The 12,095-nt window shown below is 38.8% G+C and carries 12 protein-coding genes; all 12 read right to left on the reverse strand.

The window, feature by feature from the left end:
* Window positions 1–37: 37 nt before the first annotated feature.
* Window positions 38–430, reverse strand: coding sequence for a recombinase family protein (locus tag BQ7344_RS16480; RefSeq protein WP_235816068.1), 393 nt, complete (start codon window positions 428–430; stop codon window positions 38–40).
* A 45-nt stretch (window positions 431–475) separates the two neighbouring features.
* Entirely contained in the window at window positions 476–1,321 is an 846-nt protein-coding gene (locus BQ7344_RS07250) for a recombinase family protein (protein WP_235816069.1), read from the reverse strand.
* Window positions 1,322–1,348: 27 nt separating this feature from the next.
* Complete coding sequence (locus BQ7344_RS07255) at window positions 1,349–1,720, reverse strand: helix-turn-helix domain-containing protein (protein ID WP_072522041.1); 372 nt, start codon at window positions 1,718–1,720, stop codon at window positions 1,349–1,351.
* Between the two features lie 101 nt (window positions 1,721–1,821).
* Window positions 1,822–2,715, reverse strand: a complete 894-nt coding sequence (locus BQ7344_RS07260) for a ribokinase (RefSeq protein ID WP_072522042.1) — start codon at window positions 2,713–2,715, stop codon at window positions 1,822–1,824.
* Window positions 2,716–2,790: 75 nt separating this feature from the next.
* The gene (locus tag BQ7344_RS07265) at window positions 2,791–3,846 is read right to left on the reverse strand and encodes a nucleoside hydrolase (protein WP_072522043.1); all 1,056 of its coding nucleotides are present in this window, start codon (window positions 3,844–3,846) and stop codon (window positions 2,791–2,793) included.
* 22 nt (window positions 3,847–3,868) lie between these two features.
* Window positions 3,869–4,837: an ABC transporter permease gene (locus BQ7344_RS07270; protein WP_072522044.1), complete on the reverse strand. Its 969-nt coding sequence runs from the start codon at window positions 4,835–4,837 to the stop codon at window positions 3,869–3,871.
* A 42-nt stretch (window positions 4,838–4,879) separates the two neighbouring features.
* Window positions 4,880–6,016 carry a sugar ABC transporter substrate-binding protein gene (locus BQ7344_RS07275; protein WP_072522045.1) on the reverse strand — a complete coding sequence of 379 codons (1,137 nt, stop codon included), beginning with the start codon at window positions 6,014–6,016 and terminating at the stop codon, window positions 4,880–4,882.
* Between the two features lie 79 nt (window positions 6,017–6,095).
* Window positions 6,096–7,049, reverse strand: coding sequence for an ABC transporter permease (locus BQ7344_RS07280; protein ID WP_072522046.1), 954 nt, complete (start codon window positions 7,047–7,049; stop codon window positions 6,096–6,098).
* A 12-nt stretch (window positions 7,050–7,061) separates the two neighbouring features.
* On the reverse strand, window positions 7,062–8,564 hold the full coding sequence (locus tag BQ7344_RS07285; RefSeq protein ID WP_072522047.1) for a sugar ABC transporter ATP-binding protein: 1,503 nt from the start codon (window positions 8,562–8,564) through the stop codon (window positions 7,062–7,064).
* Window positions 8,522–8,662 (reverse strand): hypothetical protein, encoded by a 141-nt coding sequence (locus BQ7344_RS16170; protein WP_159431362.1) that lies wholly within the window; start codon window positions 8,660–8,662, stop codon window positions 8,522–8,524. The genes BQ7344_RS07285 and BQ7344_RS16170 overlap by 43 nt, the downstream gene beginning before the upstream one ends.
* Before the next feature lie 112 nt (window positions 8,663–8,774).
* Window positions 8,775–10,337, reverse strand: a complete 1,563-nt coding sequence (locus tag BQ7344_RS07290) for a sensor histidine kinase (protein ID WP_159431363.1) — start codon at window positions 10,335–10,337, stop codon at window positions 8,775–8,777.
* A 163-nt stretch (window positions 10,338–10,500) separates the two neighbouring features.
* Window positions 10,501–12,075, reverse strand: coding sequence for a response regulator transcription factor (locus BQ7344_RS07295; protein WP_072522049.1), 1,575 nt, complete (start codon window positions 12,073–12,075; stop codon window positions 10,501–10,503).
* Window positions 12,076–12,095 lie beyond the last annotated feature (20 nt).

Consider the following 12,095-nt stretch of genomic DNA (forward strand, 5'->3'; position numbering starts at 1 on the left):
CTGTTTTTGCAATTCTGCAGTATTGATCTCTTTACATTCACATTGCCTTTTGGAAGATACATTCTTTCCTTTTTCCAACATTGACGCTGCATACTGATGGACAAGCCCAAGGATATTCTCCTCCAGCGGTTCCCGCAGGATCACCAGACTTCGGCACACAGGATCTCCATTGGTTCAGGCATCTAAGCATTTCAGTAGATGCTCTGTTTCTTTTAGCAGAGAATGCCCTGTCTATAATTGCCGTATGATGATTTTCCAGGCGAACCCATTCTGTTTCATCATTCAGAACTGCTTTATGACCAGTATGCATACTGCAACGTGTTTTGCCCCAGATTCTTGTTCCAATATAAATCTCATCCCGGACAATTGCCGCTACTGTCGTAGCACTCCAGTGTTTCTTTTTGATCGTGTCAAACCTCTGGAACTGCACCTGATCCCCTCTTGATAATTTCTGCTTATCACAAGTGGCAATCGCCTATCTGTTCAATTCCCTTGTAATATCTGCAAAACTTGTTCCCTCTGCTGCCATCTGAAAAATCATTTTCACAACTTTTGCAGCTTCCGGATCAACTTCTAGCCTTCCATCCTTTCCTTTTTTATAGCCATATCTGGCATTTACCGGAAGACGTGTACCATTTTTTGTTCTCGTCTGCATTGCTAATGAAATTTTCTTGGACAAATCCAGGCTATACATAGGATAATAATTGAATCCACAAAGGCATCTGCCATTTCTTTCTCTGGACAACGTCATACGGTTGCCACAGCCTCCGCACCATATCTTTCCTGTATAGAAATTATGATTTCGAATAGCCCCATTGTTCTGCTGATGTTTCTTCTTATACGCTTCCATATATTCCTGTATTTTAGATTGTACCTTCTGAAACAACTCTCTATCTATAATTCCTTCATGTGTGTTCTCCACATGCAGCCATTCATTCTCTGGTCGGTTTCTCTGTTTATTTCCCTGAAAAACGCTATACTGAAACTTTCCATATACCGAATCACCTGTGCAATGAACCTCCTGAAGAACTCGTTTCACTTCATAATTGTTCCAGGGTTTTGACTCCGGAAGCGGCTTTTTACCGGTTTTATAGAATTTTCTCTGTAAAGTCGGCGATAAAACTCCATCTTTATTGAGCTGCCTTGCAATATCACTATAGTTCCTGCCATCCATATACATAGAAAATATACTTTTCAGATGTTCTGCAGCTTCTTCATCAACAATCAGCTGATGATGGTCTTCTTCTGACTTTCTGTAACCATACAGTCTCCAGGCACTTGTAAATTTTCCTTTTTTCCATAGTAGGCTTATTTCGTGCACCCTGTTTTACCCAATGAATGCTTGGAGTCACGACATTGGTACTGAAAATAGACATTGAAGTATGTTTTTATCATGAAGCTCCCTGATATTTCCTTCCACTGTCGGTTTAAAGCTTTCCGGAAAATGTTGGATCAAATCCAGCACCTGTCTCTGCATAAAATAGCGTTCTCTGCCCACCACACTGATCTGATATGCTTCATAAAAATATTTATGTTCAAATGGTGTCAGTTTCATAAACAGTGACATTTTCTGTACGACATCCTCTTCAGGCAGATTTTCTTTTCCTTGAAGCAATCTGAAAAGATTTTTTCTGTCAATTCCACAGTATCTGGCAAGCTCTGAAATCTGAACATCTTTTTCCTTTATAAATTCTTCCAGCATTATCGAAAATTCTGACATGTCTTTTTACCTTTCTGTTACCATATAAAACGTATAAAAAAGAAGTGCCATATTTATGGTTTAAACGACATGTTATCAGAAATCAATAAATTATCTTAAAATTAATCTTTCATTACAAGCTCTTTTTTCACTTCATCAACTGTCGGAATCGACGGAGTTGCTCCCGGTCTTGACACAGCAATAGATGATGCTTTTGCAGCCATTCTCAAAGCATCTGATACACTTCTGCCTTCAATCATTGCTGCAATAAAATATCCGGTAAATGTATCACCTGCCGCAGTAGTATCAACTGCTTTAACTTTAAAAATATCCTGAAATATTTTTACTTTACCATCATAATAAAAAGCGCCATCACTTCCCAGTGTAAGCACAAAACGAGCATTTGGAAATTTCTCTGCCATGGCATTCAAAATCTGATTCTTGTCTTTATATCCTGTAATCTGTTCCCCCTCAATCTCATTCAGCAGAAACAGGTATATTTTTCCAAGATCACAATTATCCAGTTTTTCATCAAAAGGCGATGGATTCAGAATTATCTTCATCTTTTTTTCGTATGCTTTATCAATAATATAATCAAGCATATTAATTTCATTCTGCAAGATCAGATAATCACCCTCTCCAAAATCTGCCAGCACTTCATCTACAAATTCCTTTGTCTGCATCTGGTTAGTTCCACCATATAAGATAATACAGTTCTGTGCATTTTTATCCACCTGAATCATGGTATGCCCACCCTTTACAGGAAGCCTGCGGATATATTTTTTATTAACTCCGGCATCTTCACATGCTTCCAGCAAAATATCTCCATCAATTCCAACGATACTTGCATGATAGACAGGAATTCCTGCTTTTGCCAGTGCAATAGACTGATTCAGACCTTTACCTCCACTGAACACCTCGAGCTTTGAAGAATGTTCTGTTTCTCCGCCAACTATAATATGATCTACTGTATATACATAATCCACATTCAAAGAACCATAATTTAACACTTTCATAATCTCAACCTCCATATTAAAAGTAAAAGAGCGGCTCAATCTGCTTTCACGATCAGCCGCTCTTTCTATTTGTTATTATTTTGGAGCCTTCTGAAGTTTGCTGAACATATCTCCCAGAAGTGCATCACGATAAATAAAGCGAACAAGTCTCATTTCATGCCGGGTTTCATCCTGTTCCCATTTCAGATCTTGTGTCAGTCTTGGAGTTGGAACCAATGCAGACGGACACCAGTTTGGATTAACTACGTAACCTACGGTAGAAATATCCCAGATAATTCTTGAAGGTGAAAGCATAGAATCCGTTGTCGGCGCACCCTCATCTCCATAATCATCCAATCCGGCACAATATGTCTGATGGAAAAGATCCAGCCAGTTCTGTGCCATTTTCTGAGACATCTGGCTCGTAACTGTTTCGCATAAATAAGTTCCTACTTTGCTCTTTCCTTTGATATGGTATTCCAGTTCTGGACCAGTAACTGATAGATAAGAAGCTACTGACATACACGGTACCAGAACCAGTGGAACTCCGCTATCCAGAATTACCTGCGAAGCCAGAACATCCTGGCCAAGATTAAATTCTATTGCATGCGGCCAATACAGCGGTTGTCCTGACAGCCAGACCACAACCATCTTCTTTATGATTTCAGGATCCATAAGAATTGCTGAGGCAACATTTGTAATCTCGCCAATAGCTATGACATAAAGTACATCCTCGCATTCATGAACTCTCTTTACCAGATCACGGGCTGCATCACTGTCAACAGGCTCATCTTTTACGGTCATATACCTTTCTGATCCGCGGAATATCCTGTCATTGAAGTCTGCCCTTCCAAGGAGTTTCATAAGCTTAAGTATTTCCTGATAGCTCAATTCAAGACCTTCCTGAAGATCTCCTGTCATCGGAATTGCAACTCCATCCGTCTGCATCAGACGTGCAAAAAAGTCAGATGAGAACGGTGCTGCATAAACAGCTTCCATTTCTATTTTTTCCGGTGAAAGCATTGCGTATGAGATTGCGAACTGATCATCCACCTCATTATAAGTATCTGAATCAATTACTGCATGAATTTTTTTTCGTGGAGGTTCCAATCGCTGCCTGCGTTCCTCTGCTGTTAAAACTGGATATTTCATTTTCTGACTCCTTTCCAAACAGTTATGATGCACTCAGTGCTTTCTGTCTGACTTTTCTTTTTTCTCTGAGTTCTTCTATTCTTCCTGAATTTTCAAACAGGATCATTACTATCAGGAGGAATAATCCAAGTACTACATTCTGGAATGTGTCCGGAAGTCCTGCTGCGATCAGGCCAATAAAAATAATGTTTAAAGTAAACTGAGCAATAAATATTCCAATTGTCAGATTACAGATTCTCTGTAATACCAGTGCCAGCAAAATACTGATCAATGGTTTAAACATAATTGTTACACTGCCAAGACTTGTCTGCGCCCCAACTGAACCAGACTGACTAAGGGTAAGAATTGCTGCGATTCCGATAAATACACTTCCGTATACAATTGACTTGCATTTAACCAGATCTGTTTTGATACCAGAATTTTTCGCTACAACTTCGTTACTTCCAACTGCCCGCATATGAAAGCTGAACACAGTACGGTTAAAGATAAAGTAGAACAGAGCTGCTGACAAAACAAAGACAATAACTATGTTCGGTGAAGACCCAAAAATCGCATACTTATTATCAATCTGCACAAATCCGTAGTGTCCTGCAAGTTTTGAACCAATGATCTCAAACACCATCGTCAGTCCCATTGTCAGAACAAGTGACGGAATCTTTAACCACCAGTTAAGAACACCTGTAATAATGCCTACTACAATTGCACTCAGGACTGCTCCCAGGATCATTCCTGCCAGACCATACTGTGCAGCAAGAAGGCCTCCAACCACACCGCTGATAACCAGTCTCGAACCAATTGTAAAATCAAATATTCCACAGATATTTCCATATGCAATAGCATAAGCGGTAATAGTGGGTATAATTGTCTGAAGAAAAATCGTGTAAATACAATTCCAGTTACTGAACCTTTCAAAGCAAATAACCAAGAAGATCAGATAAACGATTACAGGCAGCATGATTACTTTCAGTGTATTTATCAAAAATCGTTTCATATTGGTTTCATCTCCTTATTTTGCAGTTATATCTGCAACTGCTTATTTGCTATGACGCTCAACAACATCAGCAATTGAGAATGTAGAGATAAGATCATTCATATAATCCATATCAATATCAGGATTGTAGAATTTGATCATTTTATCTTTGATTTCATCAGCTGTGTAAACGGCATCATCACCAAGGAAGTATTCATTGAACTGATCGGCCTCTTCTGCTGTTGTAAGTTCAAGATATGGTGTGATAATGTTGGTAGGTCCTTCTTCAACGATAGGGGTACCGATTACTTTGTTTACAAGAATAACTGCTGATACAAGCGGATCGATCTGCTGCTGTCCACCGTAAGATACGTTGAATGTTCCCTCTTTCAGATAATCACCAAGTGTTGTTTCAAAATCAATTCTGCCGACTTTGATATCACCTGCTTTATCATGATCTGCAAGTGCTTTTTCAATTGTCGGAATTGCGCCACCACAATATGTTCCAAGTACAAGAATACCATTCATTTCCGGATATGCTGCGATATAACTTTCAATAGTTTTCGTCATATCTGTTGTTACAGAAATATCATACGTTGTATTTAAAATATTAACTCCTGCTTCTTCTGCACCTTCAGCAGCACCTTTGTCACGGAGATCTGAGGAAGTATCACCTTTTGCAATATTGATGACACCTAAATCTGTAACGCCCATATCTGCCATTGATTTTACAATATTGGAAGCACAGGTTTCATCATCTTCATTGCAGCCACCGGCATACCATTCTGAGTCATACATTGCCTCACGGATATCATCATCACTGATCGTACGGAACATTGTTCCCCAGTAAACACCTGCATCTGCACACATTGCATCAACTGCAGGAAGCATGGAATCGGAAGCCGGCATAAACAGGATACCATCAACATCCCGACTGATAAGTTCGCTGATGTTATCGATCAGTCCATCTGCTGAGTTGTCAGTTACTACATTTACCAGTTCACCACCGGCAGATTCTACAGAAGCTTTTACGTTGTTGTAAATAGAGATCCATGTCGGGTCTGTATTTGCGGTATCCCACGGAAATCCAATTTTAAACGGTTCCGGATCTGAATTATCAGCATATACACTGACCCCTGAGAACATTGTTGCAGACAGAGCTACTGTCATCCCGATTGCTACAAGTCTTCTTAATTTCATATTTCTTTCCTCCTTAAAATTATATAGTTTCTTTTTGTGAGCATTTCTGCTCATAATTACATGTTAATAAATCCAGAATTTATTTAATTACAGCTGCGCTTCTGCGGTCAAAGGAAATAGCCACTACTATAATAAGAATAATTCCCTGAACAACCTGCTGCGTCAGACCATCAATTCCAACAAGTGACATTCCGCTCTTTAATAATGCCATTGCCACGCTTCCGATAATTGCTGCACGGAACTTGACATTCCAGCCACCGGAAAGAGGCATTCCCCCGAACAGAACTGCAAGAAGAACATCAAACTCAAATGCATTTCCTGTTTTTGAAGAAGCTGTACAGGCTCTTACAAGAGTGAAAAATCCAATCAGGCCACATATAAGACCTACTAACATAAACGATATCATCCTTGTTCTTTCAACATTCACACCGGACTGTCTTGCCGCTTCTCTGGAAGCTCCAACAGCACGACAGTTTTTTCCGAATGCGCATTTCTGAAAAAGCACTCCTGAAATTATCAGAACAATTACCATTGTAAGAATTTTTACCCAGTCTTCATCAAACACTCGCATTGAAATCGGAATTCCTACTGAACCATTCAGATAATACGTTGTCAGTCCACGGAAAATAAATGAAACTGCCAGTGTTCCAATAAAAGATTCAACCCGCAGATAAGCCGTTGCAAATCCACTTATGAAACCAATTCCAAGTCCTGTGATCAATGCAACAGGCAAGATCAGTACCGGACTGATCGTTGCTGAAAAAGCCCCCATTGCCGAAGAGAAACCTACAATAGCTCCAACTGAAAGATCCAGTTCGCCAAGAGCCATAACAAATGTATACATCATGGAACATAATGCAATGCTGAAGAAATTGTTAAAAATATTCATCAGATTTCGCTGTCCCAGAAGTTTTCCACCTGTCAGTATCTCAAATAATACAAGAACAAGTACCAAACCAAGAAATGCAAAATTATTTATCAGCAGTTCTTTTATATTTCTCTTTGGAGTCTCTGATACTTTGCTGTTTTCCATCCCGCTCACCCCTTAAATCATTTTCTGTATCAGCTTCGCTTCAGTCAGACCATCACTTCGATGAAATTCTCCTGAAACGGCTCCGTCTTTAAGAAGAATAATTCTGTCAGACATTCCGATCAGTTCCTGCAGTTCCTCTGAAATCAGCAGAATAGATTTTCCTTCTTCTTTCATCTGCATGATCAGCTGATAAATTGCAGCTTTCGTACCAACATCAATTCCTCTGGTAGGACAGTCAAGAATCATTATGTCTGAACCTTTTCCCAGCCATTTTGCCAGTACAACTTTCTGCTTGTTTCCACCGCTCAGCGTATTACAGAAAACTTTGATGGAATCTGCTTTTACCTCCATCCTCTTTGACCATTTTTCTGCAAGCTGTTTCTGCTTCTTATCTGATATTGGACCAACCGGTGTAATGTCTTTCAGAGATGGAAGGCAGATATTATCTGCTATACTGCTGATCAACATCAACGATTCCTGATCTCTGTTCTTTGAAACATAGCCAATTCCATGTTTTACGGCCCAGGAGGCATTTTTTACGCAGTCTTTATGATTTTTCAGTACCACACCTGCTTCAGGCTTCAGAAGTCCAAACAGTGCTTTTCCTACATCATGCATACCACAATCACTCAGGCCGCCAACTCCAAGGATTTCACCTTTATGCAGCTGAATCGTAAGATTTTCCAGGGAACCTGCTGTAACATTCCGGCTCTCAAGAACAACCTCATCACTGACCGGCACACCTTCATCTTCTCTGTAATAATGGCCCGAGAGTTCACGACCAATCAGAAGCTGTCTGATTTTGTCCGCATCAAATTCTTCTTTCTGCAGATTTGCCACAAACAATCCGTCACGCAATACAGTCAGTGAATCACATTTATCCATAATCTCATCAATATCATGAGAAATAAACAGGATTGCCTTTCCCTCATCTCTTTTTTCTTTCATCAGCTTATACAAAAGCTCACGTCCTGAAACAGATAATGCTGTAGTTGTTTCATCAATAATCCAGATTTTCGGAGAAGTATACAACGCTCTCGCCAGCTCAACCAGTTTACGGTCTTCAAATGACAGCTGGTCTATCATCTCATCTGGTTTTATATTGTCTACATAGATACTCTGAAGTGCCCTGGCAGCTTCCTTATTCATCTCCTTAACATTCAGTACTCCGCCTTTTGCAAATTTATTTTCTTTACCAAAAAAGATATTTGCTGCGACAGAAATCTTTGAAATTGTTCCCTGTTCCTGAACTACCATGCTGACTCCATGGTTCACCGCATCTACTGTTCCCGCTGGTTCATATGGTTTTCCATCCAGATACATTGTTCCACTGTCATATTTCTGCATTCCGGCTACAATTGATGAAAAAGTTGATTTTCCTGATCCGTTTTCTCCAACCAGACCTCTTATTTCTCCGGCCTTTATGGAAATATCAAACTCTTTCAGCGCATGTACTGTTCCAAATGATTTGCTTATTTTTTCTGCCCGGAATAAATATTTTTCCTGCTCAGCCATTCTTTCACCCCGCACATCTTTGCATTTCTTTGTGTTTCCTTAATTTCTGGATTTATTATAGGCCAGTTCTTTTGTGCAATAAAGATGATTTTTTTCATATTTTGTTAGATTTTCCGTCTTTTTTTATATTATTTTTTCAACATCATTATGCTATTACACAAAAAAATGCTGTTGCACATGCGTAAATCCGTCATGTCCAACAGCATTCACTTAGTTTTCTCCAAATTCTATTGTTATCTTTGTACCTTTGCCCATCTCACTTTCAATCTGCATACAGTCCGTATTTCCATAAAGATAATAAAGTCGTCCACGGATATTTGACAGTCCGATTTTCTTCCCCCTGTCCTCAGGGTTAAATCTCATACTCTTGACCTCAGCCAGTTTCTCTGTTTCCATTCCGCCTCCATCATCTTCTACAGACAAAACAAGATTGTCTCTTTCATTTTTATATACACCGATTATAATTTTTCCACAGAATTCTCCACTTTCCTCATCGATCAGACCATGAAACAGAGAATTTTCAACTAATGGCTGAATCATGTTTTTAGGAATCTGCTCCTCCATAAATTCTGAAGGAATTTTCCATTCCACATCAAGATTCCCATCATACATAAATTTTTCTATCACGATATACTGGTTTACGATTCTCATTTCATTTGCTACAGTGTCTGTAATCTGTATATCATTCACCCTGAGTCTGTCCTTCAGGATTGCTATAAGTGCTGAATTGACTGTAACAATGTCTTCGCATCTTTTCTTTCTGGCAAGATAATTGATGCTGTTAATTGTATTATAAATAAAATGTGGGTCAATCTGACTGACCAGCAGGCTGAAACGGATCTGCTGTTCCTTTGCCTCTTTCTCTCCGATCACCTCTATACTGTGTTTCAGATCATCAATCATTTTGTTAAAAGAAGATTCAAGCAGCCCAATCTCATCCTGTCTGTCAGACACTACTTTGCAGTCCAGATTTCCCCTTGCGGCCATAAGCATACGCTGTGACAGGATCATAACCGGATTTATCAGGGTATTTACATTTTTGTAATTCATAAACAGAACAAGCACAAGGAATAGCATCAAATTGAGAAACAGTCCCCCAATATATGGAAAAATTGCCATCCATATAGTCTCTTTTTTAATGACTGACGCAATCTCATAACTACAGGTAGCTGATTTGTCATAAAATATAATATCTCCTGTCATTTCATTTCTTTTTTCTTTATCAATAATTTCTACCGTCAGATTTTTGATATCTGCAATATTATCATCGGTCCCATACTCATAGAAAATTTTCCCTTTGCTATCCTTCAGATACCAGGCATCCAGACTACTTCCGGCAAGTCCCTTCATATCTTTCAATGTGTTATTCAGATTTACAAACATAACAATACTGCACCATTGATTATTCAGATAATAATTTCTGGCATATGCAACTGTAAAATAAGACTTTGAACCTATTTTTGTCTGATAAACGGAAGAATAAGAACGGCTGAATCCAGTCTCTATCATCTTCTGAAACTCATCTGATTCTATTATCTTGTAATCTTCTGCCCCAATATTAGTCATAGAATCAATTGTTGGCGCATTCTGACCGGCAATTGCAATTCCTCTGATCATCCCCATATAACTTGTAAGGTTATTAAGTCTTACAGACGCACTGGTGCTGTTTTTTGCATCCGGGTTTTTTAAATAATTTTGAATGTCATTATTCTGTTCTACTGTAGCAGCAACATTTTCCATATAATTTTCAACCAGAGACAGCGTATTTTCCATATGCTGCAACAGGGAAGCCGTTGTATTCTCAGAAATTTTCACTTCACGCTCTTTAAATGTAGGATAAAAAAAACCAAATGAAATCCCTGTTGCCACGATAAAAGCAACAAGCCCTCCTGTAAGAATGCTGGCCATCAGACGTTTTCTGAAAGATGTTTTATATTTAGTTTTCGTTTTTTCTTCCTCCCTGTCTGGAATACTCTGTCGGAAACATTCCTGTTTTCTTATAAAAAGCCTGGCTGAAGTACTGGCTCGAATTATAACCTACTGCTGAACAGATTTCATATATTTTATATTTTCCCTCGTCCATCATTTTTTTTGCAGCATCTATCCTTACATCCGTAAGGTAACTTTTCAGTGTTACTCCTGTTTCTTTTTTGAATTCACTACTCAGATATCCAGGACTCAGATGTACATATGCCGCTACATCATTAAGCGAGAGATCCGGATTCCTGAAAGAGCGGTAAATATACTCCTCTGCATCAGCTACTATTCTGGAATAACCTTTGACTTCCCGTGAAATATATTCATGATAAACTTCCATCTGTTCCTGCAGCCACAAAATAATCTTTTCTGCATCAAGCCAATTTTTCCAACACGTAGTAATCTGTGGAAACTCTTTTTCTTTTCCATTGTATACTTTTCGATAAGCATGTTTTAATGCTATATATCCGGATTGAGCTGCACTTATAAACTGCTCTGCTCCATCATTTCCGGCTATATCAAGAATTTCTTTCAGCTTCCTGGTTCTTGTCTGAGAATCTGTTTCTTTCAGCACTTCTTCCATGGAAATCCCGTTTCTCGTATTGGCTGTATTTCTTTCTTTTTCCAGTTCCTGTACCTGAGAGCAGTCAAGTATGTGTATTTTTCCTGTTCCTTCCAGATATTTCTTCAGAAAAATCCTTTTATTTTCATCATAGAATCTTTTGAACTCATAAAGGCTGATTTTTCCCCTGACAATATAAAGTGTGAATTCGAATCCGGTTCTTTTCTGTAACCTGCTCTGAAATTCATGTGCTGTTTTCAGCAGTTTATTTTCTCTGTCTGAATAATTCTTCTCATCAGGATTCAATGCAATTACCATTTTTCGTCCTGGAATTGCGGTTATGACTTCCAGTTCCCAGCCGTCCGCCTTTTCATCTGTCAGTATTTCAACAAACTTTGATCGGTGAATAATGATTTCCTCAGGTATATTTTCTCCACTTAAACTTACAGGAAGATCCTGCTCTGCCATAATAATATATTCCGGCCTGTTAAGAATTGCTTCAATATCAGTATTCTCAGTCATTTCCTCTGACAGGAAAAACTGTTCCAGCATTCTGTCAGTTATATAGCGTTCTCTTCTTCCTGCTTTTATAATGTTGTTTTTTAACCGAAGCAAAAGGTCTGAAAGTGAATTTGCAGTTATTTCACTTTTTATTATATATTCAGTGATTCCAAGGCTTATCGCTGCTTTTGCATAACTGAAATCCTCATATGCAGTCAGAAGAATTATACTGACTTTTTCATCTGTCTTACGTATTTCAGATATCATTTCAATACCATCCATAAATGGCATTCGTATATCTGTAAAAATCACCTGTGGATGAAGTTCCCTGTATTTTCTGAGCGCCTGCTTTCCGTTAAAAGCTGTTGCAATTATCTGATATCCGGCTGCTTCCCAGTCAATCATAGTACTCAGGTCTTCCAGTATCATTTTTTCATCGTCTACAATCATTACCGATATCAATTCTGACATATTCTTCCCCCAATGTCCCA

It is taken from the genome of Blautia sp. Marseille-P3087, assembly GCF_900120195.1.
Lineage (GTDB): Bacteria > Bacillota > Clostridia > Lachnospirales > Lachnospiraceae > Blautia_A.